General features: G+C 71.5%; 16 protein-coding genes. 6 read left to right on the forward strand and 10 right to left on the reverse strand.

Annotated elements, in window-relative coordinates:
* Nucleotides 1-85 precede the first annotated feature (85 nt).
* Nucleotides 86-1669 carry a glycosyltransferase family 87 protein gene (locus CLV68_RS03775; RefSeq protein WP_246009838.1) on the forward strand — a complete coding sequence of 528 codons (1584 nt, stop codon included), beginning with the start codon at nucleotides 86-88 and terminating at the stop codon, nucleotides 1667-1669.
* 21 nt (nucleotides 1670-1690) lie between these two features.
* Here CLV68_RS03775 and CLV68_RS03780 read toward each other — a convergent pair whose 3' ends face one another.
* The 8 genes from CLV68_RS03780 to CLV68_RS03815 form a co-directional block, all read right to left on the reverse strand.
* The gene (locus CLV68_RS03780) at nucleotides 1691-2785 is read right to left on the reverse strand and encodes a nitric oxide synthase oxygenase (protein ID WP_246009653.1); all 1095 of its coding nucleotides are present in this window, start codon (nucleotides 2783-2785) and stop codon (nucleotides 1691-1693) included.
* Nucleotides 2786-2864: 79 nt separating this feature from the next.
* Nucleotides 2865-3503 (reverse strand): tRNA (guanosine(46)-N7)-methyltransferase TrmB, encoded by a 639-nt coding sequence (gene trmB / locus CLV68_RS03785; protein ID WP_246009839.1) that lies wholly within the window; start codon nucleotides 3501-3503, stop codon nucleotides 2865-2867.
* 62 nt (nucleotides 3504-3565) lie between these two features.
* On the reverse strand, nucleotides 3566-4177 hold the full coding sequence (locus tag CLV68_RS03790; RefSeq protein ID WP_342772774.1) for a hypothetical protein: 612 nt from the start codon (nucleotides 4175-4177) through the stop codon (nucleotides 3566-3568).
* A 169-nt stretch (nucleotides 4178-4346) separates the two neighbouring features.
* Entirely contained in the window at nucleotides 4347-5096 is a 750-nt protein-coding gene (locus tag CLV68_RS03795) for a hypothetical protein (protein WP_121389181.1), read from the reverse strand.
* A complete protein-coding gene (locus CLV68_RS03800) occupies nucleotides 5093-6043 on the reverse strand; it encodes an ABC transporter ATP-binding protein (RefSeq protein WP_121389182.1) in 951 nt (316 codons plus the stop codon). Before CLV68_RS03800 ends, CLV68_RS03795 begins: the two co-directional genes overlap by 4 nt.
* A gap of 145 nt (nucleotides 6044-6188) precedes the next feature.
* Complete coding sequence (locus tag CLV68_RS03805) at nucleotides 6189-6914, reverse strand: hypothetical protein (protein ID WP_121389183.1); 726 nt, start codon at nucleotides 6912-6914, stop codon at nucleotides 6189-6191.
* On the reverse strand, nucleotides 6914-7681 hold the full coding sequence (locus CLV68_RS03810; protein ID WP_121389184.1) for a hypothetical protein: 768 nt from the start codon (nucleotides 7679-7681) through the stop codon (nucleotides 6914-6916). Before CLV68_RS03810 ends, CLV68_RS03805 begins: the two co-directional genes overlap by 1 nt.
* A 4-nt stretch (nucleotides 7682-7685) precedes the next feature.
* Complete coding sequence (locus CLV68_RS03815) at nucleotides 7686-8630, reverse strand: ABC transporter ATP-binding protein (protein WP_121389185.1); 945 nt, start codon at nucleotides 8628-8630, stop codon at nucleotides 7686-7688.
* Nucleotides 8631-8880: 250 nt separating this feature from the next.
* On the opposite strand from CLV68_RS03815, the gene CLV68_RS03820 reads away from it, so the two are divergent.
* Nucleotides 8881-9477: a TetR/AcrR family transcriptional regulator gene (locus CLV68_RS03820; RefSeq protein ID WP_121389186.1), complete on the forward strand. Its 597-nt coding sequence runs from the start codon at nucleotides 8881-8883 to the stop codon at nucleotides 9475-9477.
* Nucleotides 9474-10385: an SDR family oxidoreductase gene (locus CLV68_RS03825; RefSeq protein ID WP_121389187.1), complete on the forward strand. Its 912-nt coding sequence runs from the start codon at nucleotides 9474-9476 to the stop codon at nucleotides 10383-10385. Before CLV68_RS03820 ends, CLV68_RS03825 begins: the two co-directional genes overlap by 4 nt.
* Before the next feature lie 272 nt (nucleotides 10386-10657).
* Here CLV68_RS03825 and CLV68_RS03830 read toward each other — a convergent pair whose 3' ends face one another.
* Both CLV68_RS03830 and CLV68_RS03835 read right to left on the reverse strand, forming a co-directional pair.
* The gene (locus CLV68_RS03830; RefSeq protein ID WP_121389188.1) at nucleotides 10658-11314 is read right to left on the reverse strand and encodes a response regulator; all 657 of its coding nucleotides are present in this window, start codon (nucleotides 11312-11314) and stop codon (nucleotides 10658-10660) included.
* 21 nt (nucleotides 11315-11335) lie between these two features.
* On the reverse strand, nucleotides 11336-12496 hold the full coding sequence (locus tag CLV68_RS03835) for a sensor histidine kinase (protein WP_425454838.1): 1161 nt from the start codon (nucleotides 12494-12496) through the stop codon (nucleotides 11336-11338).
* A gap of 168 nt (nucleotides 12497-12664) precedes the next feature.
* Between CLV68_RS03835 and CLV68_RS03840 the strand changes: the two genes are divergently transcribed.
* From CLV68_RS03840 to CLV68_RS03850, 3 genes are all read left to right on the forward strand, one after another.
* Nucleotides 12665-14245, forward strand: coding sequence for a dynamin family protein (locus CLV68_RS03840; RefSeq protein ID WP_121390943.1), 1581 nt, complete (start codon nucleotides 12665-12667; stop codon nucleotides 14243-14245).
* A gap of 87 nt (nucleotides 14246-14332) precedes the next feature.
* Entirely contained in the window at nucleotides 14333-14830 is a 498-nt protein-coding gene (gene grpE / locus CLV68_RS03845; RefSeq protein WP_121389189.1) for a nucleotide exchange factor GrpE, read from the forward strand.
* A complete protein-coding gene (locus CLV68_RS03850; RefSeq protein WP_092782149.1) occupies nucleotides 14827-16656 on the forward strand; it encodes a dynamin family protein in 1830 nt (609 codons plus the stop codon). Before grpE ends, CLV68_RS03850 begins: the two co-directional genes overlap by 4 nt.
* Nucleotides 16657-16740 lie beyond the last annotated feature (84 nt).

Here is a 16740-nt window from a genome sequence, read left to right on the forward strand (position 1 = left end):
CGAGCGACCGGTTGCGGTCGAGCCAGAGCCGTCGGCCGAGTCCCCGGTCGCGGGTGACTCCCCGACCGGTGGCGATGCCCCCGTCGTGGTCGTCCCGGGGGGCGGCCAGGTCGCCGACACCGCGTCGTTGAGCGAGCTGGAGCGGGTGCGCCCGTCCTGGTCGGAGTCGATGGCGGCAGGCGCGTCCGGCCCCATCGGCGGCCCGCTCGGCAGGCACGCGGTGGTCGGCAGGCACTGGTTCTGGACGCCGCTGCGGGTGGCGCTGCTGCTGGCGGTGGTGGGGCTGGCGCTGGGCTGGTTCACCAAGGCCGCGTGCGTGCAGCAGTACAACTCGGGCGACAACCTGGAGCTGGACTGGCGGTCGAACCGGCCGTTCGTGGCGATGTGCTACTCCGATATCGTCCCGCTCTACACCGCGGAGCGGTTGGACAAGCCGGACACCTTCCCCTACAAGACGTCCTGGTACGACGACGAGGGCAAGCCGACCCAGCAGCTGCGGTACATGGAGTACCCGGTGCTCACCGGCATGTTCCAGTGGGTCAACGCCAAGCTGACCCACGGCTACCTCGAGGTCGCGAAGCAGGGCTGGCTGCCGACGGCGCTACCGGTGGTCATCTACTTCACCTTCAGCGTGCTGTGGTTGTCGCTGGCGTGGCTGGTCACCATCTGGACGACCGGCCGCACGGCTCGACATCGACCGTGGGACGCCGCGTTCATCGCGCTCTCGCCGCTGGTCGCCGTGCACGCCTTCACCAACTTCGACACCCTGGCCACGGCGTTCGCCGCCGCCGCGCTGCTGGCGTGGTCGCGCAAGAAGCCGGGGGTAGCCGGTGTCCTCATCGGCCTCGGCGCCGCGGCGAAGCTCTACCCGGCGTTCCTGCTCGGCGCGCTGCTGGTGCTGTGCCTGCGGTCCGGGCGGATGAAGGACTGGTGGAACGCCACCGGACTCGCGGCGTTCACCTGGACCATCTGCAACGCGTGGCTGATCATCCCCGAGCAGTACCGGCAGGGCTGGTGGGAGTTCTTCCGGCGCAACTCCGAGCGCGGCGCCGACCCGGACTCGCTCTACAACGTGCTGATGAAGTTCACCGGCTGGGAGGGCTTCGACGGCCAGGTGCCCTTCGGCGAGTCGCCCACCTGGCTGAACCTGGTCAGCGCGCTGCTGTTCGTCGCGGCCTGCGCGGGCATCGCGTTCGTCGCGCTGCACGCCAAGACCCGGCCGCGGGTGGCGCAGCTGTCGTTCCTGGTGGTCGCGGCGTTCCTGCTGACCAACAAGGTGTGGAGCCCGCAGTACAGCCTGTGGCTGGTGCCGATCGCGGTGCTGGCGCTGCCGAGGTGGAAGCTGCTGCTGGCCTGGATGACCATCGACGCCCTGGTCTGGGCGCCGCGGATGATGTACTACCTCGGCGAGAGCAACAAGGGCCTGCCGGAGGAGTGGTTCCTCGGCACGGTGGTGCTGCGCGACCTGGCGGTCATCGTCATCTGCGTCGTGATCCTGCACGAGATCTACCACCCCGAGCGCGACCTGGTCCGCCGCTTCCCGGGCGACGACCCGGCCGGTGGCGTGCTGGAGGGCGCCCCGGACAAGGTCGTCATCCGCTCGCGCAAGCAGGGGGCGCCGCCGCAGGCCGAGGCCCCCGAGGAGCGCGAGCCGGTCCCGACGGCTTAGCGCACTAGCGCAGGACTGTGCTCATCGAAGGAAGGCGGGCCGGTCCCGGTGGTCGCTCGCCGGGAGGTAGACGTCGGCGGAGTGCTCGATGCTGACGCCCGCCTTGTCGAACGAGTGCAGGACCGCGCGGTTGAGCTCGAGCGCCGCGCGGTCGCGCCAGAGGGTGCGCTCGCGCGTGGTGTCGAGTCCGAGCCGTTCGGCCACGAGCGCGGCCATCCCGTAGGCGGCGTCCTCGCCCAGCACGTCCTCGCCGATGGCGCGGCAGATGTAGACGCCGTTGTAGGGCGCGGCCGGGTAGTCGATGCCGCCGATGCGCAGCCGGGTGTTGGCGATGACCGGCACCGCGTGCCAGCGCAGCCCCAGCTCGGCGAACCAGGCGAGCTCCGGGTGGGTGAGCCGGACCTCGAGCACCGCGTCGCGCGGGATCGGGAACAGCCGCACCCCGTCGTCGCCGCACTCGACCACCAGCGGAAGCAGGTCGAACGCGCCGCGCGGGGTCGGCGGCCGCCACCCGAGCTTGCCGACGCCGGTGGTGAAGTCGATGTACCTGCGGTCGCCGAGCACGTGGGACAGCTCGCGGTAGCCCGCGTACCGGACCAGTTGGTCGTTGCGGATGCGCGGGCCCGGCCGCCACGGCGAGTCGGGCGCGAACACGCTGACCACCGGCCGGATGACGCCCGCGCCGGTGGCCATCCGCAGGTGCCGCACGCACTCGGCGGCGACGTCCGCCGCGGCGCGGACCTCGCGCAGGTCGCGGACCAGCAGGCCGCGCCACGGGATGCTCTCCGGGCACCAGCCGCTCTCGCGCAGCGCGAGCCGGGCGCCGTAGGCCAGTTCGGCCGGGGTGTGCCGGTAGGTGCCGGTCGCGGCGATCTCGGCGCGGACCTTGGCCAGCCGCGCGTCCAGCGGTCCCGCCTTGGGCCTGGCCTCGTGGAAGGCGCGCAGGAAGTGCTCGGCCGCCTGGTACAGCGGGTTGCCGACGGACCGTGCTCGCGCCGCGGGGGCGGGGCTGACCGGAGCCGGGCTGACCGGGGCGGTGGTGACCGTTGGTACCTCGGCGGACAGGGTGGTGCGGGGGGCGGTGGGCAGGACAGGCTCGTCGCGCAGGGCGGTCACATCACTGGATATCGGTACGCGAACCTGCGGCCTCGACTACTCGGTCGTGTGGTCCTGCCGAGAGCGATGTGACTGTCGGTCAGTCATTCACTCGTTCGAAGATGAGATCGCGACTGATTCGCCCCTCTTCCTGCGCGCGCGACTCGAACTTCGTCACCGGGCGCCAGTCCGGTCGGGGTGCCCAGCCGTCGAACCGGTTGCGCAGCAGCGGTTGCCCCGAGAGCACCTCGAGCATCTGGTCGGCGTACTCGGCCCAGTCGGTCGCCATGTGCACCGTGCCGCCCGGCGCCAGCCGCGATGCCAGCAGCGCCACGAAGTCCGGCTGCACCAACCGTCGCTTGTGGTGCTTCTTCTTCGGCCACGGGTCCGGGAAGAACAGCCGCACCGCCGACAGCGAGCCGGGGGCGGTGTGCGCGCCGAGCAGCACGACGGCGTCGCCGCGCAGCATCCGCAGGTTGGTCAGCCCCATCGCCTCGGCCCGCAGGATCAGCTGCGCGAGGCCGGGCTGGTAGACGTCGATCGCCAGGTAGTTCGTCCCCGGCTCGGCCTGCGCGAGCAGCGAGGTGGTCTCGCCCATGCCGGAGCCGATCTCCAGCAGCAGCGGCGCCTCGCGGCCGAACCAGGAGTCGGTGTCGAGCGGGCCAGGCGGCAGTTCCGGGACCTGCTTGCCCAGGCGCGGCCAGGACCGCTGCCACGCCCGGTCCTGGCCGACGGTCATGCGACCGCCCCGGTGCACGAAGCTGACGATCGAGCGCTTGCGGGAAACCTGGTCGGTCGGTGTCACCCGCCCAGGGTGCCATCCGGCCGCTGCTCCGGTCGCAGGGACTCCAGCCGGGACAGGTTCGCGCGCAGGTCCGGCAGGCCCCGCACCGGGACCGGGTCGGGCGGGCTGCCCGCGTGCACCCCGATCACGTCGATCCAGCCGGGGTGGCGGTGGGTGTGCGCCAGGGTGGTGGGCATCCCCGGCTCGGCCAGGGTGCGCTCGGAGGGCATGTACTCCCAGTAGCCCGAGTCGCCGTCCACGCCCCACGGCACGAACACCCAGCCGGGTCTCGCGTCCAGCAGCTTGGCGACCCTGTCCTCCACGGCGAACCCCTCCCGGCGGGAGCTCAGCTCGCCCGAGGCGACCGCGCGCAGCCACCACGGCGCGGGTAATGCGGGATCGGCGGCCACGACCGCGCGGTAGAGGGCGATCACCTGGGCCTCCGGCGCGCGGTGCACCCAGGCGCGGCGCGCGTCGGCCGGGGTGGCCGCGGGTGGGCCACCCGGCTGCTCCAGCGCCTCCGACCACTCCAGGCCGATCAGCGGTTCGACGTGCAGTCCGCGTTGCGCGGGCACGGCGTGGTGCCGCTCGGCGTTCGCGGCGCTGTCGTTCGTGCTGGCGTCAAGCACCGTCAAGGTCCACCTCCATGGGTTCCGAGACGGGTCCGTGAGTCCATCTGACCCCGGGAGCCGACCGAAGTCTTCCGCCTGTGCTCTGACTCACACCTACTTAACGTGGTCTTAATCCTGCTGCTTGTTGTAGGAAAATTCGGGCCCGAAGGCCAGGGTCGGAAGTCCTTCAGGCGTCGCGGCGCTGCGCCGACAAGATTCCGGCGGCCAGCACCGCGGCCGCGACGGCGGCGAAGTAGGCCAGGTAGCCCCACGGGCCCAGCGGCAGGTCCTGCGGCTGCGGGCCGCCGTCCCGCAGGCCGAGGAACCGGTCGGCGGCGAAGAACGGCAGCCAGTGCTGGATGTCGTCGCCGATCTTGGGGATCAGCCCGACCAGGCCCTCCACCAGCAGCGCGTAGACCAGCAGCACGGCGACAGCCCCCGCGGTCTGCCGGATCAGCGTGCCGACGCCGAGCGCCAGCACCGCGGTGATGCCGAAGACCAGCACCTGGCCCGCGACCGCGCGCCAGTCCTGCGCGGTGTCGAGCGCGAGCTCCGGGAACGGGTTGATCGCCTGGAACACCGCCCAGCTGCCGAAGCCGACGACGGCGCCGATGAGCATCGCCGGGACCGCGGTGACCACGGTCTTGGCCAGCAGCGCGGTGGCCCGGTGCGGCACGGCCTGGAAGGTGCTGCGGATGGTGCCGAAGCGGTACTCGCTGGTGACCGACAGCGCCGCCATCACCATCACCACCGCGCGCCCGAGGCTGGACAGCATCTGGGTGAGGTAGACCCCGTTGCCCGTGTCCTCCGGCTGGATCTGGGCCTGGCTGGCGATCAGCGCCGTCAGCCCGACCGGCAGCGCGATGGCGAGCAGCGCGCACCACCACGGCGAGCGGGTCGACAGCAGCTTGATCCGCTCGGCGTTGAGCACGCTCATGCCTGCTCCTCCTGGCTCGCGGCGACATCGGGCGCCAAGTGGCCGGTCTCCACCGTCCGGTACTCGACGCTGTCGCCGGTCAGCTGGATGAATGCCTGTTCGAGCGAGCCGACCTGCGGGCTGAGCTCGTGCAGCGTGATCTGCCGCGCCGCGGCCAGCTCACCGATCGCCGGGCTGTCCATCCCGGACACCCGGAGCGCGTCGCCGTCGTCGCTGATCCCGGCGCCTGCCGCGAGCAGGTACTCGCCGAGCTTCTCCAACTCCGGGCTGCGCACCAGGACCGTGCTCTCGGTGGCGTGCGCGATGAACTCGTCGACGGTGCCCTGGTGGATCAGCTTGCCGCGGCCGATGACGACCAGGTCCTGCGCGGTCTGCGCCATCTCGGAGAGCAGGTGGCTGGAGACGAACACGGTGCGGCCCTCGTCGGCCAGCTTGTGCATGAACTTGCGGATCCAGAGGATGCCCTCGGGGTCCAGGCCGTTGACCGGTTCGTCGAACAGCAGCACCTTCGGGTCGCCGAGCAGGGCGGCGGCGATGCCGAGCCGCTGGGACATGCCCAGCGAGAAGCCGCCCGCGTTCTTGTCGGCCACCGCGGTCAGCCCGACCAGGTCGAGCACCTCGTCGATCCGCCGCTTGGGCAGCTTGGTCGCCGCGGCCAGCCACCGCAGGTGGGCGCGCGCGGAGCGGTTGGGGTGGACCCACTTGGCGTCGAGCAGGGCGCCGACGGTGCGCAGCGGCTGGTGCAGGTCCCAGTAGTGCTGCCCGTCGATGCGCACGTCACCCGAGGTCGGGCGGTCGAGGCCGAGGATCATCCGCATCGTGGTCGACTTGCCCGCGCCGTTGGGCCCGAGGAAGCCGGTGACCTTGCCCTCGCCGACGGTGAATGACAGGTTGTCGACCGCGACGGTGCGGCCGTAGTGCTTGGTCAGACCGGTCGCCTCGATCATGCGCCCGATACTGGCACCAATCCCCCACGCCCGCAGGTCTGACCGCGAAAGTGCCGGAGCCCGGGTCGCCACGTGGGCGACCCGGGCTCCGCATCCCCGGAAGAGGTCCTGCCGCTCCCCGAATGACCGGCGGGACCGCGTTCGATCAGGCGTCTCGCTTGTTGGCGACCGCCAGGGAGGCCACCAGGAGGACGGCCGCGACCCCGGCGAAGTAGGCCAGCGAGGCCCACGGGCCCATCGGCGCGTCCGGCCCGGTGCCGTTGAGGAAGCGGCCCGCCACGGTGAACGGCATCCAGTCGTGGATGTCGTCGCCGACCCCGGGGATCAGCTGCACCAGGTTCTCCACCAGCAGCGGCCAGATGAGCAGGACCGAGATGGCCCCGGCGGACTGGCGGACCAGCGTGCCGACCGCGACCGAGATGACCGCGGCGATGGCGAAGACCAGGCCGACTCCGGCGACCATCCGCCAGTCGGCGCCGGTCGTGATCGCCATCTCCGGGCCGCCGTCGATGGCGTAGGTGGTCACCCAGGAGCCGAACGCGGCGACCTCACCGATCGCCGCGGCCAGCAGCGCCACGACGGCGGTCTTGGCCACCAGCACCGAGGTGCGCTTGGGCACCGCCTGGAAGGTGGCCCGGATGGTGGCGAACCGGTACTCGGTGGTGATCGCCAGCGCCGCCATCACCGAGACGACCATCAGGCCGAACTGCATGCCGAACTGGCTGTGCTCCACGGTCAGCGGACCGCCGTTGTGGTTGAGCCCCACCAGCGCGGCGAAGCCGATGGTGAGCCCGAGCGCGAGGAAGGCGGACCACCACGGCGAGCGGGTGGTGAACAGCTTGATCCGCTCGGTGGCGAGCAGGGTGGTCATCAGGCGTCCCTCCGGTTGGCCACGACGATGGCGATGCCGAGCAGCACGGCGGCGAAGACGGCGAAGACGCCGATCGCGGGCCACGGGCCGAGCACCGCGTCCGACGGCGGCGGCCCCTGCAGCACGTCGCGGGCCGTCGGGTCCGGGTTGCCGGTGACCAGCTTGTTGGCGACGTTGAACGGCATCCACTTGTGGATGTCGTCGCCGACCCTGGGGATGAGCTGCACCAGCGGCTCGACCAGCTGGTTCCAGATGAGCAGGACCGCGATGGCCCCGGCGGAGTGCCGGATCAGCACGCCGACGGCGACCGCGACGACCGCGGACAGCGCGTAGACGAGTCCGACGCCCGCCACCGCGCGCCACTCGTAGGCGGTGTTGATCGCCAGGTCGACGTTGGGCTTGATCGCGCCTGCGATGCCCCACGACCCGAACGCGGCGATCTCACCGACGACCGCGGCCAGCACCGCGACCACGGTGGCCTTGGCGACGAGCGTGGACGGGCGGTTGGGCACGGCGAGGAAGGTGGCCCGGATGGTGGAGAACCGGTACTCGGTGGTGATCGCCAGCGTCGCCATCACCATGACCACGACCAGGCCGAAGCCGTAGCCGAACTGGGTGGCGGCGATGGTGAGCGGGGCGATGGCCTCGTCCGAGGTGCCCGCCATGAGAGCGCCGAAGCCGATGGTGAGCACCAGGGCGATGAGGGTGCACCACCACGGCGAGCGGGTGGTGAGGAGCTTGATCCGTTCTACCGCGAGCAGCGTCATGACGTCACTTCCCCGCTGGCACGAGGGTCGCCGGGGTGGGAGCGTCGGCGATCTCGGTGTGGTACTCGACGGAGTCGCCGGTCAGCTGCATGAACGCCTCCTCGAGCGACCCGCGCTGCGGGCTCAGCTCGTGCAGCACGGTCTGCGTGCGCGCCGCCAGCTCGCCGATGTCGGCGCAGTCCATCCCGGACACGACCAGGCTCGCGCCCTCGTCCCGGATGGACGCACCGGCCTGGCCGAGCGCCGTGCGCAGGTGACCGAGCTGCGGACCGCGCACCAGGACGGTGTTCTCGGTCGCCTGGGCCACGAAGTCCTCGGTGCTGCTCTGCGAGATCAGCTTGCCCCGGCCGATCACCACCAGTTCCTGGGCGGTGAGCGCCATCTCGGAGAGCAGGTGGCTGGAGACGAAGACCGTGCGGCCTTCCTCGGCGAGCCGGTGCATGAACTTGCGGATCCAGAGGATGCCCTCCGGGTCCAGGCCGTTGACCGGTTCGTCGAACAGCAGCACCTGCGGGTCGCCCAGCAGCGCGGCGGCGATGCCGAGCCGCTGGGACATGCCCAGGGAGAACCCGCCCGCGCGCTTGCCTGCCACCGCGGTGAGGCCGACGATCTCCAGCACCTCGTCGACGCGCTTGGCGGGCAGCTTGTTCGACCGCGCCAGCCACTGCAGGTGGGCGCGGGCCGAGCGGTTCGGGTGGACCCACTTGGCGTCGAGCAGCGCGCCGACGGTCCGCAGTGGCTGGTGCAGGTCGCGGTAGCGCTTCCCGTCGATCAGCGCCGATCCCCCGGTCGGGGTGTCCAACCCGAGGATCATCCGCATCGTGGTCGACTTGCCCGCGCCGTTCGGACCGAGGAAGCCGGTCACCCGCCCGGTCGGAACCGAGAACGACAGGTTGTCGACGGCGAGCGTCTTGCCGTAGCTCTTGGTGAGGCCGACTGCCTCGATCATGGTGTGCTCCTTCTAGCGACTGTCGCTGTGCGCTCGTCCCCCAAGCGCTTCCCCCGCTGTCCGGTACCAGGGTGGTCGTCGCGGGTGTGTTCCCGCGTCGTCCTGTGGTCCCCCGGTCCGGTCAACTCACAGGCGTAGCCTCCCGCGTTCGGCAGAGCCCCGGGTATCGGTGACGACCCTGAGTGGACCCTGATCCGCGATGCCGGTCCGCCTGGGTGACACGGTTAATGAACCATGGTTCAATAATGGCGTGCCGCGCCCGAGGACCATCACCGACCAGCGGCTCCTCGACGCGGCGCACGTGGTCGTCGGCCGGGTCGGACCGGGGTTCACCCTGGCCCAGGTGGCCGCCGAGGCCGGGGTGTCGGTCGGGACGGTGGCCACCCGGTTCGGCTCCAAGGACCGGTTGGTCCAGGCCGTCTTCGACAACGCGACGGCCGAGGTCGCCCGCACGATGCGGACGGCGGCGGACGCGGCGGCGGACCCGGTCGACGGGCTGCGCGCCGCGGCGGTGGGCACCTTCATCTCGTTGGGTGACGCCGACACCGCGGCCAACCACTTGGGACAACTCGGGCACGACCTGATCGACCCGGTGCTGCGCGCGAAGCTGGCGACGCACTTCGAGGTCATGAGTGCCGAGTTGGCCCGCGCGTTCGACCGGGCGTCCGGTTCGCTGCCCGGAGCACCCGCGCCGGACGTGGCTGTCCGGGTGCTGCTGTCGCTGGTCAACGGGATCTCGATCGACTGGTCGGTCCGTCCGCACGGGACGTTGGCCGACCGGCTCGGTGCTGATGTGGACGCGGTGCTGGGGGCATGGCGCCGCGGTGACGAAGGAGGACATCGATGACGCTGCACGGGAAGGTCGCCGTGGTCACCGGGGCGACCCGGGGCTGTGGACGGGGTATCGCGGTCGAACTCGGGGCGGCGGGGGCGACGGTCTACGTCACCGGCCGCACGACCCGCTCGTCCGCGTCGCCGATGCGGCGCACCGAGACCATCGAGGAGACGGCTGAACTGGTCGACGCCGCGGGCGGCACCGGCATCCCGGTCCGCTGCGACTTCACCTCGGTGTCCGATGTGGACGCGCTGCGCGACCGGATCGCCGCCGACCACGGGCACGTCGACGTCCTGGTCGACGACGTGTGGGGCGGCGACCCGTTCGTCGAGTTCGGCACGCCCTGGTGGGAGTCCGATCTGGACAGGGGCATCGGGGTCGTGCGCAACGGGCTCGACACGCACCTGATCACCCTGCACCGGCTGCTGCCCCTGGTGCTCGCGCGGCCGGGCGGGCTGGTGGTCGAGGTGACCGACGGCGACGTGGAGGACTACCCGGGGCCGGTGGGGATTCCGTACTACCTGGTGAAGTCCGGCGTCCGCGCGATCGGGCGGTGGCTGGGCGAGGAACTGGCCGCCGTCGGCGCCACCGGGTTGTCGGTCACGCCCGGGTTCCTGCGCTCGGAGATGATGCTGGAGCACTTCGAGGTCACCGAGGCCAACTGGCGCGAGGGCGTCGAGAAGGACCCGAACTACATCATGGCCGAGTCCCCGCGCTACATCGGCCGCGCCATCGCCGCCCTCGCCGCGGACCCCGCGGTGTCCCGCTTCGCCGGACGCACCCTGGCCAGCTGGACCCTCATGCGCGAATACGGCTTCACCGACCTCGACGGCACCCGCCCCGACTGGGGCCGCTGGCACGACGAGGTCATCAAGGCGGGCATCGACCCGACCACAGTGGACGCCTCCACCTACCGCTGATTCACGCCTGTTCTCCCGTCCGGTCCATGCCCCATTCGGCTGAAGCTCCCCTGACCGCACTCAACGCCGAGGTCCTGACCTGCGCGTATGTCCATCCACAACGCCCGACTTGTCCACAGCTCACGCCAACCCTCTGGCCCTGCAACCGTGGCCCGATAGAATGGAGCCGGGGCCGCCCCCCGGAGAGGGTGGGGGCTGGGGTGGGCGGGGAGGGCCTCCGGAACGGCGGCCGGAAGTCAGCTGGGGCCGTGGGCCGGACGGGGAGGCCGGGGTCAGACGTCGCCGGGGCGGACCAGGCCGGTTTCGTAGGCGAGGACGACGGCTTGGACGCGGTCGCGGAGTTCCAGTTTGGACAGGACGCGGCCGACGTGGGTTTTGACGGTGGCTTCGGAGAGGAAGAGCTTGCGGGCGATCTCGGTGTTGGACAGGCCCTGGGCCATCAGCACCAGGACCTCGCGCTCGCGCTCGGTCAGCACGTCGAGCATCGAGGCGTCGCGGAGTTCGCCGCCGCCGGGGCCGAGGAAGCGGTCGAGCAGGCGGCGGGTGACGCTCGGGGAGACCACGGCGTCGCCGCTGGCGACCGAGCGCAGTGCGGAGACCAGGGCGCCGGGCGGGGTGTCCTTGAGCAGGAAGCCGCTGGCGCCGTTGCGCAGTGCGGACAGGGCGTACTCGTCGAGGTCGAAGGTGGTCATCACCAGGACCTTCGAGGTGCCCGCCTCGGTGATGACCTTGGTGGCCTCGACGCCGTCGAGCACCGGCATCCGGACGTCCATCAGCACGACGTCGGGGCGCAGCTTGTCGGCCAGCTCGATCGCCGCCCTGCCGTCGCCCGCCTCGCCGACGACCTCCATGTCGTCCTGCGCGCCGAGCACCATGCGGAACCCGACCCGCATCAGCTCCTGGTCGTCCACCAGCACAACCCTGATCACGCGACCCAAGGTAGCCCTTCCCTAAGCGGTCGTTACGGGCAGCACCGCGCGCACCCGCCAGCCGCCGTCGGTGTGCGGCCCCGCCTGCAGGGTGCCGCCGAAGACGTTGGCGCGTTCGCGCATGCCGATGAGGCCGTTGCCGCCCGCGGTCAGCCCGTGCCGGGGGATGCCGGGGCCGATGTCGGTGATGTCCAGCTCGACCCGGTCGCCGACCCGGCGGACCTCCACCGCGGCCTTCGCGCCGGGGCCCGCGTGCTTGATCGTGTTCGTCAGCGCTTCCTGCACGATCCGGTAGATGCCGAGGCCGACACCGGCTGGCAGGTCGTCCAGCTCGCCCGCCAGGTCGAGCCGCACCGGGACACCGGTGGCGCGCACCCGCTCGGCGAGGTCCGAGATGGACTGGGTGCCCGGCTGCGGGGTCCGGTCGGTCTCGCCCTCGTCGCTGCGCAGCACCCCGAGCAGGCGGCGCAGCTCGGTCAGCGCTTCGCGGCCGGTGGCGGAGATGGTGTGGATGGCCCGCTCGGCCACCTCCGGGTTCGAGCGCACCGCGTAGGCGGCGCCGTCGGCGTGCACCACGATCACGCTCACCGCGTGCGCCACCACGTCGTGCAGTTCGCGCGCGATGCGGGCCCGCTCCTGGCCGACCGCGATCCTGGCCTGCTGGTCGCGTTCGGTCTCCAGCAGCGCGAGCCGCCGCTCGACCTCCAGGTGGTAGGCCCGCCTGGCGCCGGAGAACTCGCCGAGCACCCAGCAGAACGCGAAGATCACCACGATCACCAGGGTCGGCAGGATCGACTGCGGCAGGTCCATCCGCCACGACGCCCACGCCGCGGTGCCGATGGTCAGCCACACCACGTACAGCGCGCCCTGCCTGCGGCCGACGTAGGCGACGGTCGTGTAGAGCGCGATGCCGAGCGCGATGTCGGCGACCCGGATCCTGACGTCCACCCCGTCCGCGCTCGGCCCGTGCGTGAGCAGTTGGGCGAAGCCCGCCGCGAGGATGAGGTACGCCGCGAGCAGCGGGTCGCGCCTGCGGATCACCAGCGGGCCGAGCAGACCCAGGCCGACCAGCCAGTACGCCACCGGGTGCACCCCGCCGACGTGGGCGAACAGCGAGATCGACTCCAGGGCCGCCAGCATCGCGGCGATGATGACGTCACCCGCCATCGGGTGCGCCTTCATCCACAGACTGAGCCTCCGCACGGTGACGAGAGTAGGCACAGCCGGTTGCCGCTCGCGTCAGCCCGGCGTCGCATCGTGGTCTCCGCCCGCAGGCTGAGCGAGGAGTTCGCGGACGGCGGCGGTGCGCGCATGGCACGATTCGCGGGGCGTACTGGGTGAGGAGTGGGTTTGTCGAGCGCGACCGAGCAGCAGCACCTCGCCGGACCGTTGTCGGCGTCGGTGGCCAACCTGTGCCAGCGCCTGCAGCCGCAGGTGTCCGCGCGCACCGCGGCCGGGTTCCGGGAGGTGCTGCGCAGGCTGTCCGCCCCGCTGCAGGTCGCGGTGGCTGGCCGGATCAAGTCGGGGAAGTCGACGCTGGTCAACGCCTTGATCGGGCGCCGGATCGCGCCGACCGACGTCGGGGAGTGCACCCGGCTGGTCACCCGGTTCCAGTACGGCACGGTCGACCGGGTGGAGCTGGTGTTCTTCGACGGCACCAAGCAGGTCCTGCCGTTCGAGGTGGGCGGCATGATCCCGGCCGACCTGGAGGTGGACTTCGACAAGGTCTCGCACCTGGAGGCGTACCTGACCAACGCGGTGCTGCGGGACCTGACGGTCATCGACACCCCGGGCCTCGGGTCGCTCGACCTGGCCTCGGTGAAGCGCACCGAACTGCTGCTCGGCGCGGCCAAGCACCGCAAGGAGGACGGCGAGGAGGTCGAGGACGACGGTGACGACGAGCTCGACGACACCTCGCGCAACGCCGTCGCCGGTGCCGAGGCCGTGCTCTACGTGGTGACCCAGGGCGTGCGGGCCGACGACCAGCAGGCGCTGGCCGCGTTCACCGCCGCGACCGCCAGCCGCGAGGCCGGTCCGGTCAACGCGATCGCCGTGCTGAACAAGGCCGACACCATCACCCCGGAGTCGGTCACCGGCAGCGGCGGCGACGTGTGGAAGGCGGCGACGCTGCTGGCCGAGAAGCAGGCGGCCACCCTCAAGCCCAGGGTCGCCGACGTGATCCCGGTGATCGGCCTGATCGCCGAGTCGGCCGAGTCCGGCGGGTTCACCTCGGCCGACGCCGACGCGCTGCGGCTGCTGGCCCGGCTCGACGACGCCGTCTGGGAGACGATGCTGATCTCGGCGGACATCTTCACCTCGTGGGAGTGCGACGTGCCGACCGGCACCAGGGTGCGCCTGCTGGAGAAGCTGGACCTGTTCGGCATCCGCCACGCCGTCGACGCGCTGCGCGCCGACCCGGACCTCACCGCGGGCGCGCTGCGCCGCTCCCTGCTCGACGCCTCCGGTCTGGCCGGGGTCCGGTCCAGGTTGGACGCGGTGTTCCGCGCCCGCGCCGACGGCATCAAGGCCGCCGCGGCGCTCGCCTCGGTCACCGCGCTCGCCCACGCGTCCGGGGATCCCGGTGAGCGCCAGCGCGTGCACGACGCCATCGAGGTCCTGCTCGCCAAGCCCGAGGCGCACCAGCTGCGCCTGCTCGAGGCGCTGACCCTGGTCACCTCCGGCGCGGTCGACATGCCCGACGACCTCGGCGAGGAGGTGCTGCGGGTCGGCAGCAACGCCGACATCGGCGAGCAGCTGGGCATGAAAGGCCGACCGCACAACGAACTCGCCGCGTACGCGCTCGAGCGCGCTGGGTGGTGGCGCTCCTTCGCCTCCTTCGGCGCGACCCCCGCGCAGGGCCGGGTGGCGCACGTGGTGCACCGCGCGTACTTCCTGATCTGGCAGCAGCTCAAGGCCCAGACCGCGAGCTGATCCCGCTGTGGGCGAACACCGCTGCCCGCGCCGTGGCCGGCTATACGATTCGGCGGCACACGGGCGCCGACAGGCTGGGTGAGGCGGATGGCTTCCTGGTTCAAGAACAAGCGCAAGGACGAGGACTCGACGATCGAGGTCAGGGCCGCGGTGATCGCCGAGGTCGACCGCGAGGCGGACCGGGTCGTCGAGCAGGAGGGGGACGCAGTGCCGCAGGAGGAGCTCAGCGACGACTTCCGGGTGGAGCCCGCGTTGGTGAGCATCGCGCCGGAGGTCTACGACCAGGCCATCGCCGAGCGGCTGTCGCTGGTGTCGCTGTGCCTGTACGCACACGACCGGGCGCGCAGTTCCGGGGTGGCCGAACGGATCGAGGAGGGGTTGGCCGCGGTCGGGGTGCGGGCGGTGCGGCCGGACGGCGACCGGTTCGACCCGGCGTTCCACGAGGCGGGCGGCACGCTCGTCACCGAGGACGCCGCGTTGCAGGGCACCGTCGCCGAGACCGAGGTGGTGGGGTTCAGCGACCGCGGCCAGCTGCTGCGGCCGCCGATCGTCACCGTCTACACCGGCCGGGTCGGCACCGCATGACCCAGCCCAAGGTCTCGCTGCCCAAGCAGGTCGCCCAGACCAGGGAGCAGCTGCTCACCCTGCTCCGCGAGGCCGCGCCGGAGTCGGCGCAGTGGGTGGAGCAGGTCCGCGCGCGCAGGCGCAAGAAACCGTCGGTCGTGGTCGTCGGTGAGACGAACCGGGGAAAGAGCTCCCTGGTCAACGCCATGATCGACACGCCTGGCCTGTCCCCTGTGGACGCCGACGTGGCCACCGCGACCTACCTGGTGTTCGGCCACGCGGAGCAGTGGGAGGCGCGCGCCTGCTACCCGGGGCAGCTCGCGCCGGTGCCGGTGGACATCGCCGAGCTGGTCAACTGGGTGTCGGCGGCGCACGAGCTGCCCGACGGGGAGCTGCCGCCGCGCTACGTCGAGGTCGACGGTCCGGTGCCGCTGCTGGAGAAGCTGGTCGTCGTGGACACCCCCGGGGTGGGCGGGCTCGACTCGGCGCACGGCGAGCTGGCGATCGAGGCGGCCGCGTCGGCCACCGCGCTGCTGTTCGTCGTCGACGCCTCGGCTCCCTTCACCGTCGGCGAGCTGTCGTTCCTGGCCGGTGTCGGCGACCGGGTGGAGACCGTGGTCTTCGTCCTGTCCAAAGTGGATGCCTACCGCGGCTGGCGGCAAGTCCTCGAGGCGAACCAGGCCCTGTTGGCAGAACACGCACCGCGGTTCAAGGACGCCACCTTCCACCCGGTCTCCTCGCGGATGTTCGAGCTGGCGGGCAAGGCACCCACCCCCGAGGCGGCCGCGATGCTCAAGGAGCGCTCCGGCATCGCCGAACTCGTGGAATCGTTGCAGGGCTTGCTGGTCGGCCGCTCGGCGATGCTCGGCGAGGCCAACACCCTGCGTGCGCTGTCGTCCGCGCTCGGTGAGCTGAAGGTGACCCTGGAGAACGAGCGCCGCGCGCTGACCACCGGTGAGGCCGAGGCGGAGGCGTTGCGCGCCCGCAAGGACGAGCTGACCGCGGAGCGCCGCTCGTCGACGAGGGGCTGGCAGGTCAAGCTGCGCAGCGAGGTGCAGCGCGCCCGGCTGGAGAACGCGCACGAGGTCAGCCGCCAGATGCGCGACCTGCAGTCCTGGTTCCGCCAGGCCATCGACGCCGCCGACCGCGACCAGCTCAGGGGGCTGCCCGCGCACGTCGACGCCGCCATGCAGATGGTCAGCGGCAAGGTGTCGGAGTCGGTGGGCGGCAGGCTCAACCAGGTGGCCGACTCCGTCCTCAGTGAACTCTTCAGCGCCGACGAGCTGGAGGTGATCCGCGGCCAGTTCGCCCGCGCCGGTACCTCGCAGGTGGTGCTGCGGGCCGCGGAGAAGCGGCTGCCGACCGCCGAGGACAAGCTGCTGGTGTTCATGGGCGTCTCCGGCGGCATCGGCGCGGGCAAGATGGCCGTCATCCCGTTGGCAGGCGCGATCGCGGCGCCGATCCTGTTGGTGCCCACCATCGTCATCGGCCTGGGCGCCGGGTGGTGGATCGCGCGCACCCGCAAGCACACCGCGGACAAGCAGCACATGAAGCTGTGGCTCAACGACTCCATCGCCGACGCGAGGTCCACATTGGACCAGTTGGTGTCCGAGCAGTTGATCGACGCGGAATCCCAGCTCTCCCTTGCCCTCGACGAGGCGCTCGGCAAGCGGATCAGCGGGATCGAGGAGCAGCTGCGCGAGGTCGACAAAGCATTACGACTTGACGTGAGCGAGCGGCAGAAGCGCGTCACCGTGGTAAACAAGCGCCTGACAGACGTGGTCGCCGGGCGAGAACGGGCGGAGCGGCTCCTTGCCGGTATCCGGTCCGTTCGCGACAAGAACTAACCGCGTAACGGCGGGAACCAGCGGGGCGAAGCGTCAGTCATACCGCCAACAACAAGCCATTGAGCATCCCGCCAAGGGATCAGC

It is taken from the genome of Actinokineospora cianjurensis (assembly GCF_003663795.1).
Classification (GTDB): domain Bacteria; phylum Actinomycetota; class Actinomycetes; order Mycobacteriales; family Pseudonocardiaceae; genus Actinokineospora; species Actinokineospora terrae.

Coding starts and splice junctions, on each gene's coding strand:
- CLV68_RS03795 (WP_121389181.1), bottom strand. CDS start 5,096: ATGAGCGTGCTCAACGCCGAGCGGATCAAGCTGCTGTCGACCCGCTCG.
- grpE (WP_121389189.1), top strand. CDS start 14,333: ATGGCTTCCTGGTTCAAGAACAAGCGCAAGGACGAGGACTCGACGATC.
- CLV68_RS03850 (WP_092782149.1), top strand. CDS start 14,827: ATGACCCAGCCCAAGGTCTCGCTGCCCAAGCAGGTCGCCCAGACCAGG.
- CLV68_RS03810 (WP_121389184.1), bottom strand. CDS start 7,681: ATGACGCTGCTCGCGGTAGAACGGATCAAGCTCCTCACCACCCGCTCG.
- CLV68_RS03805 (WP_121389183.1), bottom strand. CDS start 6,914: ATGACCACCCTGCTCGCCACCGAGCGGATCAAGCTGTTCACCACCCGC.
- CLV68_RS03800 (WP_121389182.1), bottom strand. CDS start 6,043: ATGATCGAGGCGACCGGTCTGACCAAGCACTACGGCCGCACCGTCGCG.
- trmB (WP_246009839.1), bottom strand. CDS start 3,503: ATGACCGTCGGCCAGGACCGGGCGTGGCAGCGGTCCTGGCCGCGCCTG.
- CLV68_RS03815 (WP_121389185.1), bottom strand. CDS start 8,630: ATGATCGAGGCAGTCGGCCTCACCAAGAGCTACGGCAAGACGCTCGCC.
- CLV68_RS03825 (WP_121389187.1), top strand. CDS start 9,474: ATGACGCTGCACGGGAAGGTCGCCGTGGTCACCGGGGCGACCCGGGGC.
- CLV68_RS03835 (WP_425454838.1), bottom strand. CDS start 12,496: ATGAAGGCGCACCCGATGGCGGGTGACGTCATCATCGCCGCGATGCTG.